The sequence below is a fragment of the Arthrobacter sp. MMS24-T111 genome (assembly GCF_054888995.1).
Genome location: NZ_JBTZRO010000001.1, coordinates 1,762,225 through 1,786,076, shown reverse-complemented (window position 1 = coordinate 1,786,076; position 23,852 = coordinate 1,762,225). Strand labels below are relative to the sequence as shown.

At 66.8% G+C, this 23,852-nt stretch carries 21 protein-coding genes and 2 pseudogenes; 6 read left to right on the top strand and 17 right to left on the bottom strand.

What is annotated here, in order from left to right:
* Positions 1–71: 71 nt before the first annotated feature.
* On the bottom strand, positions 72–1,106 hold the full coding sequence (locus ACX5I6_RS08355; protein WP_461840151.1) for a zinc-binding dehydrogenase: 1,035 nt from the start codon (positions 1,104–1,106) through the stop codon (positions 72–74).
* Positions 1,107–1,363: 257 nt separating this feature from the next.
* On the opposite strand from ACX5I6_RS08355, the gene ACX5I6_RS08350 reads away from it, so the two are divergent.
* Complete coding sequence (locus ACX5I6_RS08350; RefSeq protein WP_461841689.1) at positions 1,364–1,699, top strand: DUF7793 family protein; 336 nt, start codon at positions 1,364–1,366, stop codon at positions 1,697–1,699.
* Between the two features lie 30 nt (positions 1,700–1,729).
* Here the strand turns inward: ACX5I6_RS08350 and ACX5I6_RS08345 are convergent, their stop codons facing one another.
* The 13 genes and pseudogenes from ACX5I6_RS08345 to ACX5I6_RS08285 all read right to left on the bottom strand — a co-directional run bounded on the left by ACX5I6_RS08345 (position 1,730) and on the right by ACX5I6_RS08285 (position 15,148).
* Positions 1,730–2,464 carry an SRPBCC family protein gene (locus tag ACX5I6_RS08345; protein ID WP_461840150.1) on the bottom strand — a complete coding sequence of 245 codons (735 nt, stop codon included), beginning with the start codon at positions 2,462–2,464 and terminating at the stop codon, positions 1,730–1,732.
* A gap of 76 nt (positions 2,465–2,540) precedes the next feature.
* On the bottom strand, positions 2,541–3,593 hold the full coding sequence (locus ACX5I6_RS08340) for a glycoside hydrolase family 3 N-terminal domain-containing protein (RefSeq protein WP_461840149.1): 1,053 nt from the start codon (positions 3,591–3,593) through the stop codon (positions 2,541–2,543).
* A pseudogene (locus tag ACX5I6_RS08335) lies at positions 3,553–4,203 on the bottom strand (glycoside hydrolase family 3 N-terminal domain-containing protein); the annotation flags it as partial. The pseudogene ACX5I6_RS08335 and the gene ACX5I6_RS08340, both read right to left, overlap by 41 nt.
* On the bottom strand, positions 4,200–4,820 hold the full coding sequence (locus ACX5I6_RS08330; protein WP_461840148.1) for a gluconokinase: 621 nt from the start codon (positions 4,818–4,820) through the stop codon (positions 4,200–4,202). The gene ACX5I6_RS08330 and the pseudogene ACX5I6_RS08335, both read right to left, overlap by 4 nt.
* A gap of 31 nt (positions 4,821–4,851) precedes the next feature.
* Positions 4,852–6,081: a D-mannonate dehydratase ManD gene (manD, locus tag ACX5I6_RS08325; RefSeq protein ID WP_387458465.1), complete on the bottom strand. Its 1,230-nt coding sequence runs from the start codon at positions 6,079–6,081 to the stop codon at positions 4,852–4,854.
* Positions 6,082–6,117: 36 nt separating this feature from the next.
* Positions 6,118–7,530, bottom strand: coding sequence for a mannitol dehydrogenase family protein (locus ACX5I6_RS08320; RefSeq protein ID WP_461840147.1), 1,413 nt, complete (start codon positions 7,528–7,530; stop codon positions 6,118–6,120).
* The gene (gene uxaC, locus ACX5I6_RS08315) at positions 7,527–8,930 is read right to left on the bottom strand and encodes a glucuronate isomerase (protein WP_461840146.1); all 1,404 of its coding nucleotides are present in this window, start codon (positions 8,928–8,930) and stop codon (positions 7,527–7,529) included. Before uxaC ends, ACX5I6_RS08320 begins: the two co-directional genes overlap by 4 nt.
* A 3-nt stretch (positions 8,931–8,933) precedes the next feature.
* Entirely contained in the window at positions 8,934–9,839 is a 906-nt protein-coding gene (locus ACX5I6_RS08310) for a sugar phosphate isomerase/epimerase family protein (RefSeq protein WP_461840145.1), read from the bottom strand.
* A 4-nt stretch (positions 9,840–9,843) separates the two neighbouring features.
* Positions 9,844–11,004, bottom strand: coding sequence for a Gfo/Idh/MocA family protein (locus ACX5I6_RS08305; protein WP_461840144.1), 1,161 nt, complete (start codon positions 11,002–11,004; stop codon positions 9,844–9,846).
* Positions 11,001–11,849, bottom strand: coding sequence for a sugar phosphate isomerase/epimerase family protein (locus ACX5I6_RS08300; RefSeq protein WP_461840143.1), 849 nt, complete (start codon positions 11,847–11,849; stop codon positions 11,001–11,003). The genes ACX5I6_RS08305 and ACX5I6_RS08300 overlap by 4 nt, the downstream gene beginning before the upstream one ends.
* 2 nt (positions 11,850–11,851) lie before the next feature.
* Positions 11,852–12,775: a carbohydrate ABC transporter permease gene (locus tag ACX5I6_RS08295; protein ID WP_461840142.1), complete on the bottom strand. Its 924-nt coding sequence runs from the start codon at positions 12,773–12,775 to the stop codon at positions 11,852–11,854.
* A complete protein-coding gene (locus tag ACX5I6_RS08290) occupies positions 12,772–13,782 on the bottom strand; it encodes a carbohydrate ABC transporter permease (RefSeq protein WP_461840141.1) in 1,011 nt (336 codons plus the stop codon). The genes ACX5I6_RS08295 and ACX5I6_RS08290 overlap by 4 nt, the downstream gene beginning before the upstream one ends.
* A 6-nt stretch (positions 13,783–13,788) precedes the next feature.
* Positions 13,789–15,148, bottom strand: a pseudogene (locus ACX5I6_RS08285) (ABC transporter substrate-binding protein).
* A 217-nt stretch (positions 15,149–15,365) separates the two neighbouring features.
* Here ACX5I6_RS08285 and ACX5I6_RS08280 point away from each other — a divergent pair.
* Complete coding sequence (locus ACX5I6_RS08280; protein ID WP_461840140.1) at positions 15,366–16,418, top strand: LacI family DNA-binding transcriptional regulator; 1,053 nt, start codon at positions 15,366–15,368, stop codon at positions 16,416–16,418.
* A gap of 93 nt (positions 16,419–16,511) precedes the next feature.
* Here ACX5I6_RS08280 and ACX5I6_RS08275 read toward each other — a convergent pair whose 3' ends face one another.
* The 3 genes from ACX5I6_RS08275 to ACX5I6_RS08265 all read right to left on the bottom strand — a co-directional run bounded on the left by ACX5I6_RS08275 (position 16,512) and on the right by ACX5I6_RS08265 (position 20,032).
* Complete coding sequence (locus tag ACX5I6_RS08275) at positions 16,512–17,390, bottom strand: phosphotransferase (protein ID WP_461840139.1); 879 nt, start codon at positions 17,388–17,390, stop codon at positions 16,512–16,514.
* A gap of 115 nt (positions 17,391–17,505) precedes the next feature.
* Positions 17,506–18,753 carry an FAD-dependent oxidoreductase gene (locus ACX5I6_RS08270; RefSeq protein ID WP_461840138.1) on the bottom strand — a complete coding sequence of 416 codons (1,248 nt, stop codon included), beginning with the start codon at positions 18,751–18,753 and terminating at the stop codon, positions 17,506–17,508.
* The gene (locus ACX5I6_RS08265) at positions 18,746–20,032 is read right to left on the bottom strand and encodes an MFS transporter (RefSeq protein ID WP_285247380.1); all 1,287 of its coding nucleotides are present in this window, start codon (positions 20,030–20,032) and stop codon (positions 18,746–18,748) included. The genes ACX5I6_RS08270 and ACX5I6_RS08265 overlap by 8 nt, the downstream gene beginning before the upstream one ends.
* 48 nt (positions 20,033–20,080) lie before the next feature.
* On the opposite strand from ACX5I6_RS08265, the gene ACX5I6_RS08260 reads away from it, so the two are divergent.
* From ACX5I6_RS08260 to ACX5I6_RS08245, 4 genes are all read left to right on the top strand, one after another.
* Positions 20,081–20,887 carry an IclR family transcriptional regulator gene (locus ACX5I6_RS08260; protein ID WP_285247379.1) on the top strand — a complete coding sequence of 269 codons (807 nt, stop codon included), beginning with the start codon at positions 20,081–20,083 and terminating at the stop codon, positions 20,885–20,887.
* A 120-nt stretch (positions 20,888–21,007) separates the two neighbouring features.
* Positions 21,008–22,138, top strand: a complete 1,131-nt coding sequence (locus ACX5I6_RS08255) for a cupin domain-containing protein (RefSeq protein WP_461840137.1) — start codon at positions 21,008–21,010, stop codon at positions 22,136–22,138.
* Positions 22,138–22,980 carry a fumarylacetoacetate hydrolase family protein gene (locus ACX5I6_RS08250; RefSeq protein ID WP_285247377.1) on the top strand — a complete coding sequence of 281 codons (843 nt, stop codon included), beginning with the start codon at positions 22,138–22,140 and terminating at the stop codon, positions 22,978–22,980. The genes ACX5I6_RS08255 and ACX5I6_RS08250 overlap by 1 nt, the downstream gene beginning before the upstream one ends.
* Positions 22,980–23,732, top strand: coding sequence for a maleylpyruvate isomerase family mycothiol-dependent enzyme (locus ACX5I6_RS08245; RefSeq protein ID WP_285247376.1), 753 nt, complete (start codon positions 22,980–22,982; stop codon positions 23,730–23,732). Before ACX5I6_RS08250 ends, ACX5I6_RS08245 begins: the two co-directional genes overlap by 1 nt.
* The last annotated feature ends 120 nt before the right edge of the window (positions 23,733–23,852 follow it).

Here is a 23,852-nt window from a genome sequence, read left to right as displayed (position 1 = left end):
TGCCCGGGCCGGGATGGGGTTCAATTCCTCGGGCGGACCGACTTACCCGGGCGGACAGCCCGTCAGAGGCGTCAGCGGCTCGGATCGATCATGGTCATGCCCGCGACGTTTGCGCTGTCCAGCCGGGGCAGCATCTCCGCAGCCTCTTCCAACCCGATGACCCGCTCAATGAGCTTCTGAGGCTGGAGTGCGCCGGATTCTATCAGGGCCAGCATTCCGGGGTAATCCGCCGCGGCCATCCCGTGGCTTCCGAAAACGTCCAACTCCCACGCAATAACCCGGGCCATCTGAACGCGGGGGTGGCCCTCAACCGGCGGCAGGAGCCCGATCTGGACGTGCCGGCCGCGTCGTCGGAGGCTCAGGATCGCGTCGGCGCAGGTCTGCTCGCTGCCGACTGCGTCGATGGAGACGTGGCTTCCTCCCGTCAGGTCCTGTACCTTCGACGGAATATCGGAACCGTCGGCGAGCACTACGTGATCGGCCCCGAGGGAAGCCGCCACATCAAGGGCAGCCGCGTTCCGGTCCACGGCAATGACCTTGCCGCCCAGTGCCTTGGCAATCATGACGGCGCTGAGGCCAACGCCGCCCACTCCAGCAATGGTGACCCATTCACCGGCGGCCAGGCGTGCCCGGCTTGTCAGGGCCCGGTACGCGGTGGCAAAACGACAGCCCAGGCTGGCCGCCGCTTCGAAGCTGACCCCCTCGGGGATCGCCACGAGATTGGTGTCCGCCGCGTGGATCACCACGCGCTCTGCGAACGACCCCCAATGTGTGAACCCCGGCTGCTGCTGGTCAGGGCATACCTGTGCATTGCCGCCGAGGCACCACTCGCAGGTCCCGCAACCCTCCACGAAAGGGGCCGTCACCCGGTCACCCACCGCCCAGCCGGTCACTCCAGGGCCGACCTCAACGACGACGCCGGCGAACTCGTGGCCGGGAACGTGCGGCAGGGCGATGTCGTCGTGTCCGGCCCACGCGTGCCAGTCGCTGCGGCACAAGCCCGTGGCGACGACGGAGATCACCACACCCCCTACCGGGGCCTCAGGCTGGTCCACGTCCTGGACGGTCAGCGGTCCAGCGATCTGGCGCATAACAAGGGAACGCACTGGCCCTCCTTCGGCTTGGTTGTCCAGCCCAGTCTAGGTGGGGGCGACGGTGGACCGAGCGCGCCTTCATAGTTGCGGCGCACGTTCCTGTGGCCCCGTCCCAACGGCCGGTACGCGTCCCGTGACTGAAGCGAATGGCCAGCAGATGTGCGTTGTGCAACATTCATGCAGAATAGGGTTTCAATCAGGCGTCTGCGCCTGGAAAACAGGCCTAAGAGCGGAGCGGGGACACGGATGAACGAGTTTTTCGCGGCGTCCTGCGAGCGCGGGGTCTGCGGCTGCGCTGGGCCCCGGACGTCCACCTAACGTACGAGATTGCCGTTCGGGCGGCGCGGGCCCTGCAGGGCTTCAGCGACGGGTGGGTCCTGCCACTCCTGGTTGACCTGAACGGAGTGGCAGGGTTGACGCCCGAGGCCAGGGCGGGCATGAATGCCTACAGGGGGTTCTCGGCGGTAGCACTCATCGGCGACGGACCCATGGGCAAGGTCGTGGCGGCGTTTTCCCAGCGGTCGCTGACTCCCACTGCGTACTTCACGAACGAGAGCGAAGCCCTTGATTGGTTGTCGGGCCAGGGCAGCAGGGCCGCGAAGTAGCGCACGGGCATACCATGGGGGCACTCCCCTTCAGTGTGGGGCGGACGACGGCGGAACGCTGGCTGCCCCCTCTGCGCGCCTTTTGATGCCCAGCAGCATTGCCCGGTCCATCACGAGGTAGCCGGGCCGGAGCAGGAAGTCCATCACGCGTAACCCGGCAGGCCAACCCGCGCCGTACCGCGTCCTGAGCAGGAGCCTGGTGCCTGAAGGGCCGGCGTCGTGCAGCACGAACTGCCACGTACCGGTCACTGTTCCGGGCGGGGCACCCGGGCTGGAATCCAGGACGAGGTGGCGGTCCTCCGCCAAGTCCACGACGCGCGGCCCCCGCCGGCCGCCAGGGTAGCCGACAGGTGTGAAGGCGATGATGTCTCCCACCTTCAGGTCCTGCCACTCGGGATGGATGCGGTCCGCGTTGGTGACCCCCAGGCGGAGCAAGCCGTTCTCCACCGCCGTGTAGGAATACAGGCCGGCGCGGTCTACTCCCATTTGCACGAGCCATGGCCAGACCTGGCCGGGGGGTGCGGCGACGGTAACCGCCATGGTCCAGACGTCGTCGGCGTCGGGAATGAGTTCGTCACCCGGAAGCGGCGCAGTCTTTTCCGGCCCGGTGGCACCCCATGTCCGCAGGACCCGCGGCAAGAGACCATGCGTGGACAGACCGGTTGCGACGGCGGCCGCAAGGAAACCCCGAAGCCGGCGTCGCCGGGGGCCAGGCCCGGATTGTGGACCGAAACGGACGCCGAGACCCGCCGCTGTGCCGCCCATGGCACACCTCCTCTTGGTTCCAGGGATGCCTCGAGGCTACAAACCGACACCCCGAGGCCCCCAGAGTCCAAAGCCCCTACAGCCGCGTGTCGAAGGATCCGCAGAACACGTTCTCGTTGAAGGTGCCTTGGAAGCCGGATTTGCCCTGGATTTTTTCCACAGTGGCCCGGATGGCCTCCCGGGTCCCGGCGTGCGCGTGGATTGCCGTCTTGACCATGGGCACGTCGATGAGGTGGTTCGGCTGGTTCAGGGACACGAACACGGTGGGCACCTCGGTGACGTACCAGGGGATTTCCGCTGCCATGGGCGAAGACCACTTGATCCGGATGGCGGCCTCCTGCGCAAAACCCTTCACATTGGCGAACACGAAGGCGGCGTCGTACTTGTCCGCATAGTCCCCCGTGGCCTCCTCGGAGATGACGGACATGAAGTTGACCCCGGTCTCCCCCGCGGCCTCGCGCTGTTCAGCCGTCCTGAACAAGGACACTTGGAAGCCCGCCGCCTCCAGTTCCTCCTTCACCACGTCCAGGTAGGCCAGCGGATCAGCCCGCGTGAAGTCGGCACCGCCGGAGATGCCGTAGAGGCGGATCCGCGGATGGGTTTCGGGTGTGATGGGCAGGTTCCCCGCGGTGTCCTTGACCAGGGTCACGGTCTTGTCGGCGATCTCCGCAGCCACCGAACGGTGCGCAGCGGATCCAATGACGGCAAGCGCCTCCGCCGGCGGCACGAGCTGGTCAACAGGCTTGAGGTGCAGGCCCAGCGACGCCTTCAGGCCGAGGATGCGCCGCAGGGCGTCGTGCAGCCGCTGCTCGGTGATGACGCCCGACTTGTAGCCGTCCAGCATGTACTGGAAGTCCTCGGCCGGGTTCCGGAAGAAGAGGAACATGTCGCAGCCGGCGGCGATCGTGGCAGGCACCAGGTCCTTGCGCTTCATGGCCTGCGTGAGGCCCACCATCTGCGAGGCATCCGTGAGGACCAGCCCGTTGAAGCCGAGCTCCCCGCGCAGCAGGTCCTGCAGGAAGCTCCGGGGACAACGTGGCCGGCAGGATCTCTGCGTCGGCCAGGCCGGGCCGGAAGTGCCGCGAAACTTCCGGCGCTCCAATGTGGCCCACCATGATCGACTGGACACCGTGGCCGATCATTTCCCGGTACACGTGCCCGTAGGTACGGTTCCATTCGTCGTACCCAAGGGTGTTGTAGGAGGTAACCACGTGCTGGTCCCGCTCATCGATGCCGTCCCCCGGGAAGTGCTTCATGGCGCAGGCCGTGGGTGATTCGCTGATGCCGTCGAAGTACTCCTTGGCCCGCTCCACCACAACGTCCGGGGTGTTGCCGAACGAGCGGGTCGAGATCACGGTGTTCCGCCAGTTGTAGTGGATGTCCACGATCGGCGCGAAGGCCCAGTTGCAGCCCAGGGCCGCGGTCTCCACCCCGGCCACCTGCCCCATTTGCCGGGCAATATTCTTGTCCGGGTGGGAACCGGCCTGCAGGTGCGTGGAGACGAAGGTGCCGTCATCGCAACTGCCTGCACCGCCCATTTCCGGGTTGGACGCAACCAGCAGCGGGATCCTGGACCTGGACTGGGCGTACCGGATGTGTTCCTGCACGGCGGCTGACGGTCCGGGGCGGTAGCGCATGCCGCCCACGTGGTAGTTGTCCAGCACGCCGTCGAGGTACCCGGGCGAGTAGTCGTTGTTGTGGTTGATGAACAGTTGCCCGATCTTTTCCTCGAGCGTCATCCCCGCAAGGGTGCCCTCCACCCAGGCGATGGCCCCGGCGTCGAGGTTGAACGGCGCGGCGGCAAGGTCGACGCCGAACTGCCGCGGCGGGCTGCCCCGGCCGGGCGGGCGGGAGGTACGACGCCGGCGATCCCCTTGAGTGCCTGGGCCACGACTTCGGCGACGGGTGCGGCGATGTCCACCACGACTCCGGCTTCGTCGTCCTGGAGCGGTTCGAGGGTGGCGAGCTGGGAGTCCAGGAGCGCGGGTGGCATGAAGTGGCCGCTGCGGCCTTCTGTCCGCGCCTTCAGGACTTCCTTGCTGCCGTTCAGGTGCAGGAACACCGTATCCGGTGCCTGGGCGCGGATGGCGTCGCGGTACGTGCGGCGCAGCGCCGAGCATGCAAGGACCAGGCCACCGTCGGCCGCGCCGGCGAGCCTGCTGCCCACGGTGGCCAGCCAGGGCCAGCGGTCCTCGTCCGTCAGGGGCGTGCCGGCTGCCATCTTGGCGACATTTTCCACCGGGTGCAAGGAATCGCCGTCCAGGAACGGGATGCCCAGTTCGCGGGCCACGAGATCGCCGATGGTGGTCTTGCCGCAGCCGGAGACGCCCATCACGACGATTCGGATCTTGTTCATCGGGCGCTTTCCTTACCAGTCGTGGCCAGCCTCACCAGTCGTGCACCGTGCCGTCGACCAGGCGGTTGTACGGCAGGTAGGCCTGCTGGTAGGGGTAGGCGGCGGCGGCTTCCTCGTTGAATTCGACGCCGATGCCGGGCTTGTCGCCGGGGTGCAGGTAGCCGTCGGTGAAGGTCATGGACTGTTCGAAGACCTCGTTGGTCTTGTCCGAGTGCTGCATGTACTCCTGGATGCCGTAGTTGTGGATGGCAAGGCCCACATGCAGCTGCGCGGCGAAGCCCACGGGGGAAATGTCCGTGGGGCCGTGGAAACCGGACTTGATCTGGTACTGCGCCGCAAAGTCCATAACCTTCTTCAGCGGCGAAATCCCGCCGAAGTGCGTGGACGCTGCCCGGACGTAGTCGATCAGCTGTTCCTTGATCAGCGTCTGGAAGTCGAACACGGTGTTGAAAATTTCACCAATCGCCAGCGGTGTGGTGGTGTGCTGGCGGACCAGGCGCAGGCCCTCCTGGTTCTCCGCCGGAGTGCAGTCCTCCAGCCAGAACAGGTCGTAGGGCTCCAGTGCCTTGCCCAGTTTCGCGGCCTGGATGGGCGTCATCCGGTGGTGCCCGTCATGCAGCAGCGGGATCTCGGGGCCGAACTCGTTCCGGACAGCCTCGAAGACCGTGGGCAGGTGCCGCAGGTAGGCGCGGGTGTCCCAGTCCTCTTCCTGCGGGAACGCCCCCCGGCCGGCGGGCTCGTAGTCATATCGCTCCCCCGACGCCTGCGCCTGGGCAGCCACGCCGTAGACGGCTTTGATCCCCGGGATGGCGGTCTGGATCCGGATCGACTTGTAGCCGAGCTCCAGGTGCTCCCGCACGGAATCGAACAGCGACTCGATGTCCGAGCCGGACGCGTGGCCGTAGGCGCGCAGCCCGTTCCGGGACGCCCCGCCCAGCAGCTGGTACACGGGAAGCCCGGCAACCTTGCCCTTGATATCCCACAGTGCCATGTCCACGGCGGCGATGGCCGCCATGGTGACCGGGCCGCGGCGCCAGTACGCGCTCCGGTAGAGGAACTGCCAGGTGTCCTCGATCCGGTGCGGGTCCTTGCCGATGAGCAGCTGCGCGACGTGCTCCTTGAGGTAGGCGGCGACGGCGAGCTCGCGGCCGTTCAGGGTGGCGTCGCCGATACCCGTCACGCCGTCGTCCGTGGTGATTCGGAGGGTCACGAAGTTTCGGGTGGGGCTGGTGACGAACACTTCCGCGGCAATGATTTTCATGGGACTAACTGTTCCTTCCGGAAGTAAAAGCGGGTTTCAGGTACGTGCAGGGGTGGCGGCCGGGGTCGTGGCGAAGGATCCGAGCAGCCGGGAAACAAGGGCGACGACGTCAGGGTCCTCTGCGAGGGCAGCGCTGACGAGGCGAAGCAAACCCTGCACCCGTTTGGTGCCGTCGAGTGCCACAGCAGCCTGGATTTCGGCGGCGAGCGGATCCTGGAAGTCGTTTCCCGCGGTGACGTAGTCAATCCAGGCGGCAAGCATCAAAGCGCTGCCTGCGCCACTGCGGCCGTCGGCCCGTTCCGCCGCCATCACGGGTACCGCGCGCATGCGCAGCTTGGTGGTGGCATCGGCCGCGATCTGTGCGAGCCGGTGGGCGATACGCGCGTTTCCGAAGCGGTCCAGCAGGGCCCGGCGGTAGGTCGGGATGTCCAGCCCTTCCCCCTGCAGGTGGCGGGCTGCCTCGTCCCAGAAGTCCTCCACCGCTTTCCGGCAGAGGGGGTCTGCCAGGGCGTCCGCCACGGTGGCATGCCCGCGGAGCTGTCCCGCGTAGGCGAGGATGGAATGCGAGCCGTTGAGGAGCCACAGCTTCCGGTTCTCATACGGCTCGATGTCACCGACCACGACGGCGCCGGCCTCCTCCCAGCGGGGACGCCCGGCCGGGAAGTCCCCGCTGAGCACCCAGTTCCGGAAAGGTTCAGCCACCACCGGCGAAGTGTCGCTGTAACCGCATTGCTCTTCCACCTCTGCGATGTCCGCCTCGGTGGTCCGCGGCGTAATCCTGTCCACGGACGTGCTGACAAAGCTGACGTTCGCCTCGATCCATCCGGCCAGCCCGGAACCCCATCCGGAGGCCAGTCCCAGGACGGCCCGGCGGGCAACTTCACCGTTTGCGGACAGGTTGTCGCAGCTGACGACGGCGATGGGTCCCGCGCCGCTGTCCCGGCGCCTGGCAAGGGCCAACACCAGGCGCCCCAGCGGCGTGCCGGGCACTCCGGCCTCCCCGGACGCTGCTGCCGACAGCGCCCGGAGGTCATCCGCCGTGCCTGGGGCGCCGGCGTCGAACGTTCCATCCGCGGCCAGCCCGTAGGCTGCCTCGGTGATGGTCAGCGTGACCACCGCTGTCTCCTTCGCCGCGACAAGCTCGCAGAGCCGTGCGGTGTTGGCGCCGTCCACCGCTTCCACGATGCTGCCGATGACTTCGAAGCTGTCCCCGCGGGCCGACCGCTCCACCAGCGTGTAGAGGCAGTCCTGGCGGGACAGCGCTTCCGCGGCGTCGGGCCGGCGGCCCGTGAACGCCGCGATCCCCCACTCCGCCGCGTCCGGGGCGTGCTGGGTATACCAAGCCTGGTGGGAGCGGTGGAACGCCCCCAGCCCAAGGTGCACGATGCGCACCGGAGGCTTAGGCAGCGGCTTCAGGCTGCGGTTGAGTGCAGGCAGCGCGGCGTTCACAGCTTGAACACCCTCCGTGGCGACCCGTCCACGATATCCACGATAAGTTCGTGTGCCCGCTCCTCGGTGACCCGGTGTTCGGCCACGAGGCGGGCCAGGAAGGACGCCTCGATCCGCCGGGCCGTGTCATGGCGGGCCGGGATGGAACAGAAGGCGCGGGTGTCATCGATGAACCCGGAGGACCGCGTGAAACCCGCGGTCTCCGTCACCGCGGACCGGAAGCGCAGCATGGCGTCCGGGGCGTCCAGGAACCACCAGGGCGCACCGAGGTAGACCGACGGGTAGAACCCGGCCAGCGGCGCCAGTTCGCGGGAGAAGACGGTCTCGTCCAGGGTGAACAGGACCAGGTGGAAGTCCTTGGCCGTGCCAAAGTCCTGCAACAGCGGCCGGATGGCTTCGGTGTAGTTCACCGCCACCGGGATGTCGTGTCCGGTATCGGCGCCGAAGGCCTCGAACGTGGGTGCGTGGTGGTTCCGGAAGGAGCCCGGGTGGATGGTCATGACCAGCCCGTCCTCCACCGACATCCTGGCCATCTGGTAGAGCATGTGGGCTTCGAAGGCGTCCCTGTCCCGGGCGCTCGCCTGGCCCGTCCTGCCGCGCTCAAAAAGCCGCTCCGCCTCGCCGTCGTCCAGTTTCAGGGTGGCAGGGGTGAAGACGCCGTGGTCGGCGGAGACGGCGCCGCGCTCCACGAAGTGCCGCCGCCGCGACTCAAGCGCCTTGATGTACCCGGCATAGCCGGTGGCACCCTCCCCCGCCGAGCCGAGAAGGCGTTCAACGTTCTCCTGCCAGGCCGGATGTGCCATGTTCAAGTACGGGTCCGGCCGGAAGGTGGGCAGCACCCGGCCGGCGAAGGCGGGGTCCGCATGCAGCGCAGCGTGGCTGTCCAGCGAATCCAGCGGGTCATCCGTGGTGGCGAGCACCTCGATGTTGAATTCCTTGAACAGTTCCCGGGGCCGGAAACCGGGCTCGGACAACTTGGCCTGCAAGGCATCGTAGAGCCGGTCGGCGTTCTGGCCGGACGGTTCCTCGGCCAGGCCGAAGACGTGGGCGAACTCCTGCCGGATCCAGTACCCGGAGGCGGTTCCCTCGAAGGCGGGCCATGCTTCACAGAAGTGCCGCCAGACCTGGCGCGAGTCCGCGGGCTGGTTGCCAAGGCCCAGCTGGTCCATGGTCACTCCGCCCGCGTGGATCAGGCGGGTGACGTAATGGTCCGGGGTGACCAGGAGTGCGGCCGGGTCCGGGAACGGCGTGTTTTGTTCGATAACTGCGGCGTCGACGTGCCCGTGCGGGGAAATGATGGGGAGTTTTTCCACTCGTGAGAAGAGCGAGCGGGCAACCTCCCGGACCCCGGGATCGGCAGGCAGGAGCCGGTCCGGGTGGTCCGCTATGGTCTGCGCCATGGCTCAACGCCTCCCGGCTGCGACATTGAGCCCAGCCAGGGCCGCCGTTGCGCGGAGGTACTCAAGGTTCCCGGCGGTTCGTTCAGCCAGCGGCTGATCGGTGGAAAAGTCCTCCACGGTCACCCAGCCGTCGTATCCGAAGGCTGCGAGCGCCTTGAAATACTGCAGGACGCTGCCCTGTCCCGCACGCAGGGGCGCCCACTCATTCTTGAAAATGGCTGCCCCTGATTCGTCGGTCTCGCCGCTGTCCACCCACACCGCGTTCTTCACGTGCACGTGCGCCAGGTAGTCGCCGAGGAGCTCGAAGGCGGGGAGATAATCCTCCTGCCCTTCGATCAGCAGGTTTCCCAGGTCATGGATGACGCCGACGTGCCGGGGGTCCAGGCCGTCCAGGAGCCGCAGCGCCGATGATGCCGATGCGGTGATGGTGCGGTGATGCAGCTCCACGAGCGCCTTCACTCCGTGGTGCGCCGCCCGCTCGGCAATCCATTCGAAATCGCGGCGGGCAGCGGCGAAGAGTTCCGGGTACGGGGTGCCGCTGGCCGGTTCGTTGCCCCAGGCTGCGGTTCCGAGCGGCGGCGTGGTCACCCGCACCTGGCCGGCTCCGAGCTTGGCGGTGGCGGCGAGCATGCGGTCCACATCGTCATGGTTGTCGCACCGCGCGTACCCGCCGATGCCGGAGAACTCCAGGCCGGCGTCGCTGGTTATGGCGGCGATCCGGTCCAGGTGGTCTTCCATTCCGGCCAGCGGCACGGTTGCCTTGTTCCCGGCCCAGAAGCCGGGCTCGGGGGCTTCGCCCTGGTCCGTGATGCGCCATTCGACGCCGTCCCAGCCTTGGCCGGCGAGCTGCTGGACGGCCTCCTCGGGGGTCCACTCGGGGGTTGATGCGGTAAATACTGAGAACTTCATGGTGTCAGGCGCTTTCTGCCGTGCTGCCGGTGTGGACTTCGAGGTCGTTGTACTTGCCTGCCAGGACATCCTCGAAGAGGACGGGCTGGCCGAGGGTGGCCGAGACGTACACCGAACGCACCGCGGCAAGGGCATTGACGGCGTCGCTGACAGTAACTCCGGGTTGCTTCCCACCGGCGATGGCGGCCAGGATGTCCCGGTACTGACGGACGTGGCCGGCCGGGTACACGGTGGGATCGGCTGCTTTGTAGTCTTCCTCCGGGTACTTGGCCAGTTCTTCCTGCGCCTGGTTGCCGCCGCCCTGGAGTCCCATGTCCGCCGAGGCGCCGCCTGCGGCGCGGCTGTGGAAGTAATCCAGCCGGTCGTTGTCCACCACGGCCGAGCCCTCGGAGCCCATGAGCTGCACGCGCACGGTCAGTCCCGGGTAGGCGGCAGTGGTGGCGTGGAGGACGGCCAGGCCGCCGTTCTCGAAGGTCACGGTGGCTACCGCCGTGTCCTCCACTTCGATCCGTTCGTGGGCGAGGCGGGCCGTGTGCGCAAAGATTTCCACCGGCCGTCCCATGAACCACAGGAGCAGGTCCACGGTGTGCACGCCCTGGTTCATGAGGGCGCCGCCGCCGTCCATCGCCCAAGTGCCGCGCCAGTCGCCGGAGTCGTAGTAGCCCTGGCTGCGCCACCATGCCACCGAGGCGATGGCGGACGTCAGCTTGCCGAAGCGGCCATCTGCGATGGCGCGGGACACGGCGACGCTGGACTGGTCGAACCGGTGCTGGCTGATGACCGAGGCAACGATGCCCTTGCCGGCTGCTTCCTTCGCGGCTGCCTCGATTTCCTGGGCCCGCCTGAGGTCCACGTCGAGGGGCTTTTCGATGACCACGTGCTTGCCTGCCGCCAGCACCTCAAGGCTCTGCTGGATGTGCAGGCCGCTGGGAGTCGCCAGTGCCACGAGGTGGATGTCTTCGGCGGCGAAGGCCTCCGCCTGGGTGGTGTACAGGGCCGGCCGCGTACCGCCCTGCTGTTCGATGAAGTCCGCGAGTGCTTCGGCGGCCGCCGGGATGGCATCGATGAGGGCGACGATGCGGACTTCCGGGAATTCGCGGAGGGCTACGGCGTGCGTGCGGCCAATGACGCCGCACCCGGTAATGGCTGCGTTCAAGGTGCTCATGCGGTCTGGACTCCTGCTTCTGCGGTGACTTTGGCGAAGGCGCGGGCTGCGATTCCGAAGGCCGTGGGGCCGGAGAAACCGCCCAGGCCGTGGGCACCGGCGAGGTGCGGCTCAAGGGAAGCGAAGCCTTCGTAGCCGTCCGCCTTGAGCGCCTCGACGGTCTTCAGGACGTCCCCGTCGCCTTCGCCGGCAGGCACTACGTGGCCGTTGGCGAAGAGGGCATCCTTGACCTGGAGGTATTCCAGGTGCGGGCGCAGCTTGGCGTATCCCTCGTCGAAGGGCTTGACGCCCACCTGGACGAAGTTTGCCGCGTCCCAGGCCACTTTCAGGGCGGGTGACTCCACGGTCTCGATGATGTCCAGCACGCGGTCCGGGACGTCTCCGAAGATGTCCTTCTCGTTTTCGTGCAGGAGGATCACACCGGCTTCCTCGGCCACCGCGGCCAGGGCGCGCATGCGCTCGATGACGTCGTCCCGGATGCTGTCCACCTGGACTGACTCGCCGTAGTAGAAGGAGAAGATGCGGATGTACTTCGCGTCCAGGACCTTGGCGGCATTAACCGCACGGCGCAACCGCTCCACCTCATGCTCCACCGGGAGGCTGACGTCCACTTTTCCAATGGGCGAGGCAATCGCCGAGACCTTCATGCCTTTATCCGCCAGCAGGGCGGCAAGTGCCTGGAGCTGTTCGTCGCTGAGGTCCACAATGTTGGTTCCCCATGCGCTGCGGACCTCGATGTGGTTGGCGCCGAGGGCCTGCAGCACGGCGATCTGGACTGCGGGGTCGTCGTCGATTTCGTCGCCGAAACCGGACAGCTGCCACGTGACCTGGGTGGTCGAGACCATGGTTATTTAACTCCTCCGGCGGTCAGCCCGCCTACTAGGTAACGCTGGAAAATCAGGTAGAGAATGACCACCGGTGCTGCACACACCAGGGCTGCGGCCATCATCTGGCCGTAGTAGGGAATGGCGCCGCCTTCCTGCGAGGCACCAAAGATTTGCAGGGCGACGGCGGCGGTCTGGCTTTCGGGGCGCGTCATCACCGAGGCGAAGAGCACGTCGTTCCAGCCGAGCAGGAAGGCGAAGATGCCGGAGACGACGATTCCGGGCCAGCTCAGGGGCAGCACGATGCGGAAGAGGACGCCGAGGTTGGACGCGCCGTCGATCTTGGCTGCTTCCTCAAGTTCCTTGGGGAGCCCGCGCAGGTAGGTGACCATCACCCAGGTGGAGAACGGCATGGCGAAGGTCAGGTAGGTCACGAACAGGCCCCACTGGGTCCCGATCACCTGAATGCCAAGGTAGGTTGCCGCCGAGGAAAAGAGCACGAACACCGGCAGCACCATCAAGGTTCCCGGGACGGACTGCAGTGCCAGCAGGCCGCGCAGGATGCTGAGCCTTCCACGGAAGCTGTACCGGACCAGGACGAACGCAGTGGACACGGACAAGGCCGCGGATACCACGGCGGTTGATCCGGCCACCAGGACACTGTTGGTCAGGCCGGTGGCGAGACCCACGCTGGTCCAGATCTTCGAGTAGTTCTCGAAGGTCACTGATGACGGCCAGAACTCGCCGTTGGCAACGCCGATGTCCGAGTTCACCGATGCCAGGAAGATGTAGAGCACCGGAATGAGGACGAGTGCACCCAGGAAGACAAGGATGATGACCAGCAGGGGGCCGGGCAGGAGCCGCAGCACCTCGTGCTGGCGGTGTGAGCCCGGACGCTCGACGTCCGCGGTCGGCGCGCTCCGGCGACCGGCGATGGTGGCGCTCATTTCTTCGCTCCTGGGGTGTCGGCGTCGTCAAGCTTCACGGCGCGGAGGTAGACGAACAACGGGATGGCGATGAGCACCAGGGAAATGAAGGCCATCGCAGCACTCAGCCCAAAGCGGAAGCTCTGGAAGCTGGTGACGTAGGTCAGGATGGGGAGGACTTCCACGTCCGTTGGCGCCGGGACCCCGAACAGCACGAACGGAAGGGTGAAGTTGTTGATGTGGTGCAGCATTCCGATCAGGAAGGCCAGGGCCAGCGGGCCCTTCAGGTACGGGAAGATCACGTAGCGGAGTTTGTTCCACCACAACGCCCCGTCCAGGGCTGAGGCCTCGTGCACCTCGTGGTCCACGGACTGCAGGCCGGACAATGCCAGCAGGTAGATGAACGGCCAGGAAGCCCAGATCTGTACCAGGACCAACGTCCAGAAGGTTTGCGGTCCGTTGAGCCAGAGTCCCACGTGGATTCCCACGGTGGCCAGGGCCTCGTCCACGATGCCGCCGGGCTGGAGCATGGTCCGCCAGACGGTGGCCACCACGAAGGACGGCAGGACATACGGGATGAGGAAGACCGAGCGGATCAGGGCGCGGCCCTTGAAGGCGTTCTGGGTTGCCACGGCGGCGGCAATGCCCAGCGGCAGGGTCACCACCATGGCAAGCAGCGAGTAGCTGACGCTGAGCCACACGGCGTGGAGCAGCGGCGAGTTGGTGACGGCTTCAACGAAGTTTTCGACTCCGATGATTGGTGCACTGACCCACTTCCGCAGCGTGTACTGGTCCAGGTTGAGGATGGACATGTAAATGCCCAGCAGCAGCGGCACCACGATGATGATGATCATCAGGACCCCGCCGGGGATCAGCATCCAGAGCGGACGGTTCCGCTCGCTCAGGCCCTTGTGCCGCGGGCCGTCCTTGGGGCCGGGCTGCTGCCCGGCGTCATTGGCGGTCCGGGGCGCCCGGCCTGCGGCGGATTCCACCGCAGGCCGTACTTCATGAGAGGCGTCGGTTGACATCAGAACTTATCCTTTGGAGGCCCGGTCCAGGGAAGCCTGGCCCTTGTTTTGGGCGTCTTTGATCCGGGTATCGAGGGCGGATCCGTCCACCTTGCCGGCGGCCAGGTCCGGGATCGACTGGACAGTGACGTTCAGCAGGCCCAGCTGGATATCGCCCCAGGCGCCCGTGAACGGGGTGGCCTTTGACTTGGCGGCAGCATCGGCCAGCGGCTTGAGCTTGGCGTCGGTCAGGGTGGCGAGGGCCTCGGCGTTGGCCGGAAGGTCACCGAAGACCTTCTGGTAGTTCAGCTGTTCGTCCTTGGAGGTGATCAGCTTGATGTAGGCGAAGGCCAAGTCCTTCTGCTTGGAGTAGTCGGCCACCACCAGGTTGTCGCCGGAGAGGATGCTGGCAGCATCGCCGTCGGACTTGGACTGGGTCTGGCCCGGAGCAATCGTGGGCATCAGGGCGTATTCGTACTTGCCGGCGACGGCTGACTTGTCCAGGGTGGGAATCGAGCTGGACGTGGTCATCATCAGGTACCCGGCCTTGCCGCTGGCGAAGGCAGCCACGGCGTTGCTGTTGCTCCAGCCAATCGATGCGGGGTCAACCACTTTGTCGTTGGTGAGCCAGCCGAAGTACGTTTCGTAGGCCTTCTTGACCGTGGGGTCATCCATCTTCAGCTTGTTGCCGTCCACCAGCGGGTTGCCGGCCTGGACGGACATGGCCCAGATGAACTTCCAGGGATCGAAGCTGTCCTTGTATCCGGTGGCGATGCCATAGGTGCCGTCCTTGGTCATCTTCTTGGCCTGGGCGGCCAGGTCATCCCAGTTGGTGGCAGGCTTGTCGATGCCCGCCGCAGCCAACAGGTCCTTGTTGTACGCCATGACGAACGGCCGGCTGACGAACGGGATGCCGGCCAGGTGGTCCTTGTCCGGCCCGGAGATTCCCAGGGTTGCCGGGTTGAAGCGGTCCTTGCCACCCACCTTCTTCCAGTCGTCGTCGGAGAGGGTCACGAAGGCCTTGGTGGCATATGCCGTGGGGGTGAACGTGGTTCCGAGGCTGTAGACGTCCGGGCCCTGGCCCGAGACCACGGACGTTTGGATCCGCGTGAGTTCATCGTTGGCCGAAGCAAAGGTCTCGAATTTCACGTCGGCGCCGGTCTCAGCTTTGAACTTCGCGGCAATATCGGACTGCCACTGCTTCTGCTGTTCCGGGTACTGGCTGGAAACGTTCACCAGGACGCTCAGCGTCTTCCCGGTGCCGTCCACTTTGCCGTCCGAGCTGGTTGAGCCGCCCCCGTTGCCGGAGCTTCGATCCACACCCGGTCAAGGCGAGCGCTGCAGCCGTGACGATCGCCGCAAGCCCAGTAGTCGATTTAAACCTCATTGTTTTTTCTCCTCTAGGACACCCGCATGGCCACATCCGTCTTGTGGCGGAAATCACTGCAGGCGACTCGAGAGTCAGTCTAGGAAATTGGAAAGCTTGCGGCAAGCGGTTGCCAAAAGTTGCCATGAGTGGTGTCATTGGATCATCCCAAGTCGGAGAAACGCAGCGCGGATGCTGCCGGCGGATTCTCCAAGCCAGCGATGAAAGGTCGGCAACTATGGCTAATCCATCGGTGGAACCCGCTCCGCAGGGGGCCGGAGACGCAAACGCCCGGCGGGACCGTCCGCCCACCATCCGGGATGTTGCCGAGCTTGCGGGCGTGGCCACGTCCACGGTGTCACGGGCGCTCTCGCGGCCCGAGCGGGTCAATCCGCGGACGCGGGTCCGGATCGAAGAGGCAGCCGCAGAACTCAACTACATTCCCAGCTCGCAGGCGCGCGGCCTCAGCTCGGGGCGGACGAATGCCGTGGCCGTGCTGGTTCCCGACATCACCAACCCGTTCTACTTCGACATCATCCGGGGTACCCAGCACCAGCTCAAGGCAGCCGGCGTGACACAGCTCCTGGTGGACACGGAGGAGTCCAGCGAGATGGAACTGGATGCGCTGCACAAAATGCGCAAGTCCGCCGATGGCTTCATCCTGGCGGCGTCCCGCCTGACCGACGCCCAGCTGACGGAAGTCTCCCAGACACAGCCACTGGTCACTTTCAACCGCGCGTCCACCAGCGCTCCCACCGTGATGATCGATACGCCGTCGGCCATCATCCAGGCGCTGGAGCACCTGGCATCGCTGGGCCATCACAAAGTCTGCTACGTCGCCGGGCCTCCCACCTCCTGGTCAAACCAGATGCGATGGAAGGTGTTCGAAGAGGACGCCACGAAGCGGGGAATGGAAGTCCACCGGATTGGCCCCTACGCGCCAAAGACAACGTCCGGGGCGGCCGCGGCGGATGCCGCTGTCCGCACCGGGGCCACGGCCTGCATCGTGTTCAACGACCTGCTCGCCATTGGCATGCTCCAGCGGCTGCAGGCCCGCGGCATCCGGGTGCCTGCGGACATGAGCATCATCGGCTCGGACGATATCTTCGGCGCCGATTTCTGCAATCCGCCGCTGACCACCATTTCCAGCCCCATCGAGCAGGCTGGCAGGGTGGCGGTGTCCATGCTCCTGGCCCAGCTCAATCCCCTCCCGGGAAGCGCCACCCGGAAACTCGCCGTCATGCCCACCCACCTGACGGTCCGGGAATCGACGGGCCCGGCCCCCGCCTGATCAGCCCAAGGTAAACGGCAGCACCAGCCGGTGTCCCGGGGTGAAGGTATTGGGGGAAGGGGTAAAGGCGCACCACATACGACTCGACGAAGGCTAGGACAGCTGGAAGCGGTCCAGGGCCTCCCGAAGCATGCGGTGGCCTTGCCGTTCAAAGTTCCCATCCCCCACCTGGTACGCCCAGACCGCCGTACCGATCGCTTCCCGGAGCAAGTCGATGCGCCACACCTCCATGGACCTGGGGTCAGCTCCGTATCCCTCCAGAAAGGCCTTCTCGAGCTCCGGCCTTCCCCGCCATTGCTGCACCGCCAACCGGCACAGATCAGTGGCGGCCGGCCTGAAATCGAACCTGCCGAAGTCGATAATCCGAAGCTCGCCATTGTGGATGAGCCAGTTCCGCGGCTGCCAGTCACCATGGGTGGGAACTACGGTGATGGGGGCAGGCCGGTACTCCGCAAGGCGACTCCGTGCCTCCAACTCGATGGATGGATCGATGCGATGGTCCCGGTCCAACCACGCAAACGCCTTCGCCGTGGCCCGCGCTTCGCAGGTGTCATCGCAGCGGCGCTCCTGGCTGTGAAGCACCTTCAACAGTTCGCCGGCCTGGGCGTAGGTCTCCGGGACCTGCTCGGCCGGGGTTGCCTCCACCAGAACGCCCTCAAGGTACTCAGTCACCAGGATGTTGGCGTCCGGGTCTGAATGAAGCAGGCGGGCTGCCCGGCCGCGCCGGGCAAGCGGCCGTGTGTAGGCGTTGTGGGCCGCGACCTCGCGGCCCAGGTGGTGGTTCGAAGGTCCGGCAGCCTTGATGATTACCTGCCCGGTGGCCGCCCGGACCTTGAGGACCTTGGTGTCCACGATCCCCCAGGACAGGTCGGCGATAAGTTTCGGCGAGCCAAGCCACCCCTCAGCCAGCCTGGACTGTTCGGCGCTCAGCAGCCCGCCATCCCACTGCCCTGCCCCCGAACTTTGCCCCATGATCTGAAGCCTAGCAACGGGCGGTCCAGGGAGGATCCGGCCGACCCGGCAAAGAGGCGGGCGTACGACGCCGGGAGCCACCCGTCGTCGTACGCCCGCCTTCATATCGCGCTGCTTAGGCTTCCACGAGCTTGGCCCCGGCCGGCACCTCTGCCGGAACGCCGGGCTCGCCGCGGCCGTACAGCCAGTCGTTGTACTGGAAGTTGTTGTCGCCGCGGCTCTTGAACAGCATGTTCCGAAGCACCCGGGCCACGCCGCCGACGTGCCAGGACTCGCCCCAGATCCTGGCGGTGCGCTGCACGCGGGCGGTGCGGGCTGCGCGGGTTTCATTGAACTCGCGGAAGGCATCCTCCCAGGCACCGGCGTCGATCCCCTCGGGGGTGAAAACCTGGTTCCGGGACACATCCTGGAGCACTGCCGCGTCCTCCAGCGCCTGGCACGCACCCTGGGCCAGGTACTGGAGCATCGGGTGGGCGGCATCGCCGATCAGCGCCATGCGGCCGGACACCCAGTTGTCGATCGGATTGCGGTCGTACATGGGCCAGCGGATGCCGGTGGCCAAGTTCTTCAGGGCCGCCTGCACCGCGGGGACGCAGCCGGCGTAGGCCGCCTCGAGTTCGTCCACGCCGCCGTACTGCTCTTCGCCGCGCTCGAATGATGCCGACTTGAACACGGCAACCGTATTGAGCAGCTGGCCCTTCCGGAGTGGGTACTGGACCAGGTGGCAGTTGGGGCCGAGGTAGACGATGACGTCCTCCAGGTCCGCAGCGGGGGTCTCCTCCGTGATCGGCACGGTTCCCCGGTAGGCCACATAGGCCGAGTTCACGGGACCGTCATTGGCAACCGTGCCGCGCAGGGTGGATTTGAGCCCGTCCGCGGCCAGGATGGCGTCGGCTTCGAACACCTCGCCCTTGGCGGTGTAGGCCCGCGCCCGGTCACCGTCGGTTTCCACCTTCTGCACCAGGACATCGTTCACCAGGGTCACGCCGGCTGCCTGGCAGGCCTCGAGCAGGATTCGGTGCAGGTCGCTGCGGTGGATCACCACGTAGGGCGCCCCGTAGCGCTCCTCAAACTCGCCTCGCAGGGTCTGGCGCGTCAGTTCCTCCCCCGTAACCGCGTCGCGGAACACCAGGTGCTTGGGCTGGACGCCGATTTCCAGGGCTTTCTCCAGCAGTCCCCAGCGCTTGAGTACCCGGGACGCGTTGGGGGCCATCTGCAGCCCGGCTCCCACTTCGCCGAAGGCCGGTGCCACTTCAACCAGCGTGACGTCGGCGCCGTTTTCGCGCAGGGCGAGCGCTCCGGCCAGCCCGGCCATGCCGCCGCCCACCACGAGGACATCGGTGGACTCTTTGACGTTAGACATTGGTAGCTCCTACTGCTGTTGATTTCTTGATTTTGGTGCCGACGGCCGCGATCAGGACCGCCGCCGCGGCTGCTGCTCCGGCGAAGGCCAGGAAGTTGGAATTGACGCCCAGTCCCGCTGCGAGCAGGAGCCCGCCGGCCTGCGGCGCGGCCACGGCGCCAATCCGGCCGACGCCCAGCGCCCAGCCGAGGGCGGTGCCGCGCAGGTGCGCCGGGTAGTGGCTGGCCACTGCGGCGATGATCAGGCACTGGGTGCCGTGCGTTCCCACGCCGGCGAGCACCAGCATGAGGTAGACGACGGCGACCGGCGGTCCGGTCACCAGCACCACCAGGGCGAGGGCGGCCACGCCCGCTGCCGCGATGGCAGTGGGGAGGGGACCGAACCGGGTGCCGGCCCAGGCCGTGAGGACTGACCCGGCCACGGCGCCCAGGTTGAGCGCCAGGGCGAAGGTCAGCGCGGAGCCCAGGTTGTAACCGGCCAGCTGCATGAGGTTGGGCAGCCACGTTCCCAGGCCGTACCAGGCAAACAGCGTCACCAGGGTGGCCACCGCAAACAGCAGGCTGGTGCCAAGGTAGGGCGCCCTCAGCAGGGTCCCGAATCCCGCGGACGCCTTCGCGGTGCTGCCGGCGGCTGTCTTGGGTGCCAGGGTTTCCGGCAGGTAGCGGAGCCCCAGCGGGATCACCACCACCAGGGCCACGACGGCCACCAGGAACATCGCCGGCCAGCCGAAGGCCGGGATCAGCGGAATACCCACGAGCGCGGCGATTGAACCGCCAATGGGGACACCGGACATCATGAGGGTGGCGATGGTGGACCGCCACTTTTCCGGAACGAGCTCGGCCACCAGGGCGTTGGCCGATGGCACCAGGCCGCCCAGGCCAATGCCTGCCAGCAGCCGGAGGCCGCCGAACACCGGGGCGCTCGGGGCAAACGCACAGAGGATGGTGAAGAGGGAGAACACTACGGCGCAGTAGATGATGGTGCGGCGGCGGCCCCAGGTGTCGGCCATCCGTCCGGCAAAAACGGCTCCGATCATCATGCCCACGAAGGCCATGGATCCGATCGTTCCAGCCGTTGCCTTGGTCAGGCCCCAGCCGGTGTCGCTGATGAGCGAGCCTTGGACGGTGCCGTAGACGATCAGGTCGTAGCCGTCGAAAACGACCAGCAGCCAGCACACCAGGACGGCGAGCACGGAACGCCGGGGAAACCCGGAAAGGCCTGCGCCCGGGGCGGGGGCGGCCGTGCGCTGCGGCACTGCAGCGGAAGTTGTGTGATTCATCCCACCACTGTGCTGGCAGTCATACCAGCGCGCCCATAAGATTCTGTCATGCAGAATCTTCCTGCCCGGCGGAAACCCACCTACTCGATCGAGGCGGTGGACAACGCCCTGCAACTCCTCCAGTTGCTGCGGGACGTGGGGAGCCTGCGGCTCAAGGACGCCGCGGCGGAGCTCGGCGTGGCACCCTCCACGGCACACCGGCTGCTGGCCATGCTGGTGTACCGGGGCTTCGCGGTGCAGGACGAAACGCGGCGGTACGTTCCCGGTCCCGCCATGGGGGCCGGACCCGCAGGGTTCAGCTGGACACGGCAGCTGCGCGACATCTCCCGGCCGCACATGGAACTGCTGTGCGCCCGCACCAACGAGACCGTGAACCTCATGATCCGGGTGGGCACCAAGGTCCGTTTCCTGGACACGGTGGAAAGCAGCAACATCCTGCGCGTTGGCGACCGCCAGGGCACGCTGCTCCCGGCACACAAGGCCTCCGGCGGCAAGGCCATCCTGGCCGAAATGGATCCCGCCATGCTCGAGCAGCTGTTCCGCAGCCCGAATGCTGAGCTCGCGGGCGACTACATCCCCGAGGCCGAGTATCCGGCGTTCCTTCGCGAGCTTGAATCCGTGCGCGCCAACGGCTTCGCGGCCAACTTCGAGGGCACGGAGGAAGGCATCAGCGCCTTTGGCATGGCACTGCACAACGGGAAGGGAATGGTGGTGGGTGCGCTGAGCGTAGCCACGCCGGTAGCCAGGTTCCGGCCACTGTTCGACGCCGGGCTGGTGGGCGTCATGATGGAAACCCGGCGCCAGCTGGAGCTGGACATCGCTGCCAACCCGGCGGACGGCGCAGTGGGGAGCTGACCCGGGCGGACACGCCACTCCGAGGAATATTCTGCCAGCCAGAATATGCTGGGGATCACAGCCCGCTTTCCCTAAGGTCGAATCCACGCCGCAGTCAGTCCGCACGCAAGGAGAAGGCCAGTGTCCATCAGCGCTGAAAACCAAACACATGAAACCGTGGCCCAGGAGCACCATGTCCCCGAGCCCACTCCGGAAGAGGCTGCCCAGTTGGGGCAGCTGTATAAGGATTTCGATAAAGGGAACCTGATTCCGTTGTGGACGGAGATCGCGGACCTGATGCCTATGGTTCCGTCCCCGAAGGCCGTTCCGCACGTGTGGCGGTGGGAGGACCTGTACCCGCTGGCCGCCCGCGCCGGGGACCTGGTGCCCGTGGGCCGCGGTGGGGAACGCCGCGCCATCGCGCTGGCCAACCCCGGCCTGGCCGGCACCCCGTACGCCACCCCCACGCTGTGGGCCGCCATCCAGTACCTGGGCGGCCGTGAGACCGCCCCGGAGCACCGCCACTCCCAGAACGCGTTCCGGTTCGTCGTCGAAGGCGAAGGGGTTTGGACCGTGGTGAACGGGGACCCGGTCCGGATGTCCCGCGGCGACTTCCTGCTCACCCCGGGCTGGAACTTCCACGGCCACCACAACGACACCGACCAGCCCATGGCGTGGATTGACGGCCTGGACATCCCATTCGTGCACTACGCGGACGCCGGGTTCTTCGAGTTCGGCACCGAACGCGTCACCGACGAGGCCACCCCGGACATCTCCCGCTCCGAGCGGCTCTGGGCCCACCCAGGGCTGCGCCCCCTCTCGGGGCTCGATGACACCACCAACTCCCCCATCGCCGCGTACCGGTGGAAGTACACCGACGCCGCGCTGCGCGAACAGCTGCTCCTTGAGGACGAAGGCCACCCGGCCACGGTGTCCCAGGGCCACGCCGCCATCCGGTACACCAACCCCACCACCGGCGGGGACGTCATGCCCACCATCCGCGCGGAGTTCCACCGGCTCCGCGCCGACGCCACCACCGAAGCCGTCCGCGAGGTGGGCTCCAGCGTCTGGCAGGTCTTCGAAGGCACCGGCACCGTGACCCTGAACGGCGAAACCAAGCAGCTGGCCAAGGGCGACCTCTTCGTGGTCCCGTCCTGGGCTGCCTGGTCGCTGCAGGCCGAATCTGAGTTTGATCTGTTCCGGTTCAGCGACGCACCGATCTTTGAGCGCCTGAACTTCAACCGCACCTACATCGAAGGACGCACCAAGTAATGAAACTCCTCACCCTCCGCCTGGATAACGGCACAGGCAACGGCAAGAGCACGACGGCGGTCCGCCAGGACGGCGACACCCTCACCGAAATCCCGGGGTTCGCCGACGTCGGGGCCCTGCTGAAGGACCCCAACTGGGAAACCACCGCCAAGGAAGCCAACGGCGCAACCCACGCGTACGACGGCGCCGACCTCGCCGCCGTCGTGCCTTACCCCGGCAAGATCATCTGCGTGGGCCACAACTACCGCAACCACATCAAGGAGATGGGCCGGGAGGTTCCCGAGTACCCCACCCTGTTCGCCAAGTACGCCGAATCCCTGATCGGACCGAACGATGACCTGGCCCTGCCGCAGGAATCGGACACCGTGGACTGGGAAGCAGAACTCGCCGTCGTCATCGGCAAGGCCGGCCGGCGCATCCCCGAAGCCGAAGCCGTGGACCACATCGCCGGGTACGCCGTCCTGAACGACATCTCCATGCGCGACTACCAGTTCCGCACCATCCAGTGGCTGCAGGGCAAGACCTGGGAAAAGTCCACGCCGTTCGGCCCCGCACTGGTCACCAAGGACGAATTCACGCCCGGCCCGCTCATGACCTCCGCCGTGGACGGCGACGTCCAGCAGTCCACCCCCACCTCGGACCTGGTGTTCACCCCCGAATTCCTGGTCGCCTACATCTCCACCATCATCACCCTCAACCCGGGCGACGTGATCGCCACCGGCACCCCCGGCGGTGTGGGCCACGCCCAGGATCCCAAGCGCTACCTGCAGGAGGGCCAGGTCCTGGTCACCACCATCGAGGGCCTGGGCCGGCTGACCAACCGCGTGGTCAAGGAAGCCTGATGGTTGCCCGGCACGACCAGGCCACCGACCCCGTCCTGCTCGACGGGCTGCTGCAGGCCCGGCGCGGCACCGCGTTTTTCGCCCGCAAGCTCAACGAGCTTCCCGACGCGGAACTGGACGCGGACTCGCTGCTGCCGGGATGGACCCGCCGCCACGTTGTAGCCCACGTGGGCTACAACGCCCGGGCCATCGCCCGCCTGGTCGAGTGGGCTGCCACCGGGATGGAAACACCCATGTACCCGTCCGTGGAAGTCCGCAACCACGAGATCGACTTCGGCGCGACGCTGTCCCCAATCGCCCTGCGGAACCTCTTCGACCACTCCGCCGTGCACCTGAACGTCGAATGGCGCGACCTGCCCGCCGACAACTGGCACCACAAGGTCAAAACCGTCCAGGGCAGGACCGTCCCGGCCGAGGAGACCGTGTGGATGCGCACCCGCGAAGTCTGGGTCCACGCCGTGGACCTGGACAACGGGGCCACCTTCAAGGACATCCCCGCCCCCGTCCTGGAACGGCTGCTCACGGACATCAGCGGCGCCTGGCACACCCGCGGCAGCGACGCCGGACTCCTCGTCACCGTGGACGGGACGGACTTGGCCTTCGGGGACACCGCGGCCGCGTCGCCCACCGTGGTCTCCGGTTCACTGGCCGCCATCGCGCAGTGGGCCACCGGCCGCGGCACGGACGGAACCACGGCAAGGCACGACGCCGGATCCGTCACCCCGGTGCCCGCGGCACCGGCCTGGATCTAGACACCCCGGGCACACCCTCACACCGCACCAATGGCGGGCCGGCCGTGCCGGCCCGCCATTGGGCGTTGCCGCACGGGCACGCCGTTTCCCCGGCAGCGCGTCCGCCTCAGACTGGAAACC

What these genes read in the sequence shown, in the direction of transcription:
- ACX5I6_RS08345 (WP_461840150.1), bottom strand. Translation starts at nt 2,464, where the DNA reads ATGGGCGGCACAGCGGCGGGTCTCGGCGTCCGTTTCGGTCCACAATCC.
- ACX5I6_RS08330 (WP_461840148.1), bottom strand. Translation starts at nt 4,820, where the DNA reads ATGAACAAGATCCGAATCGTCGTGATGGGCGTCTCCGGCTGCGGCAAG.
- manD (WP_387458465.1), bottom strand. Translation starts at nt 6,081, where the DNA reads ATGAAAATCATTGCCGCGGAAGTGTTCGTCACCAGCCCCACCCGAAAC.
- uxaC (WP_461840146.1), bottom strand. Translation starts at nt 8,930, where the DNA reads ATGGCGCAGACCATAGCGGACCACCCGGACCGGCTCCTGCCTGCCGAT.
- ACX5I6_RS08310 (WP_461840145.1), bottom strand. Translation starts at nt 9,839, where the DNA reads ATGAAGTTCTCAGTATTTACCGCATCAACCCCCGAGTGGACCCCCGAG.
- ACX5I6_RS08305 (WP_461840144.1), bottom strand. Translation starts at nt 11,004, where the DNA reads ATGAGCACCTTGAACGCAGCCATTACCGGGTGCGGCGTCATTGGCCGC.
- ACX5I6_RS08300 (WP_461840143.1), bottom strand. Translation starts at nt 11,849, where the DNA reads ATGGTCTCGACCACCCAGGTCACGTGGCAGCTGTCCGGTTTCGGCGAC.
- ACX5I6_RS08295 (WP_461840142.1), bottom strand. Translation starts at nt 12,775, where the DNA reads ATGAGCGCCACCATCGCCGGTCGCCGGAGCGCGCCGACCGCGGACGTC.
- ACX5I6_RS08290 (WP_461840141.1), bottom strand. Translation starts at nt 13,782, where the DNA reads ATGTCAACCGACGCCTCTCATGAAGTACGGCCTGCGGTGGAATCCGCC.
- ACX5I6_RS08280 (WP_461840140.1), top strand. Translation starts at nt 15,366, where the DNA reads ATGGCTAATCCATCGGTGGAACCCGCTCCGCAGGGGGCCGGAGACGCA.
- ACX5I6_RS08275 (WP_461840139.1), bottom strand. Translation starts at nt 17,390, where the DNA reads ATGGGGCAAAGTTCGGGGGCAGGGCAGTGGGATGGCGGGCTGCTGAGC.
- ACX5I6_RS08270 (WP_461840138.1), bottom strand. Translation starts at nt 18,753, where the DNA reads ATGTCTAACGTCAAAGAGTCCACCGATGTCCTCGTGGTGGGCGGCGGC.
- ACX5I6_RS08265 (WP_285247380.1), bottom strand. Translation starts at nt 20,032, where the DNA reads ATGAATCACACAACTTCCGCTGCAGTGCCGCAGCGCACGGCCGCCCCC.
- ACX5I6_RS08260 (WP_285247379.1), top strand. Translation starts at nt 20,081, where the DNA reads ATGCAGAATCTTCCTGCCCGGCGGAAACCCACCTACTCGATCGAGGCG.
- ACX5I6_RS08250 (WP_285247377.1), top strand. Translation starts at nt 22,138, where the DNA reads ATGAAACTCCTCACCCTCCGCCTGGATAACGGCACAGGCAACGGCAAG.
- ACX5I6_RS08245 (WP_285247376.1), top strand. Translation starts at nt 22,980, where the DNA reads ATGGTTGCCCGGCACGACCAGGCCACCGACCCCGTCCTGCTCGACGGG.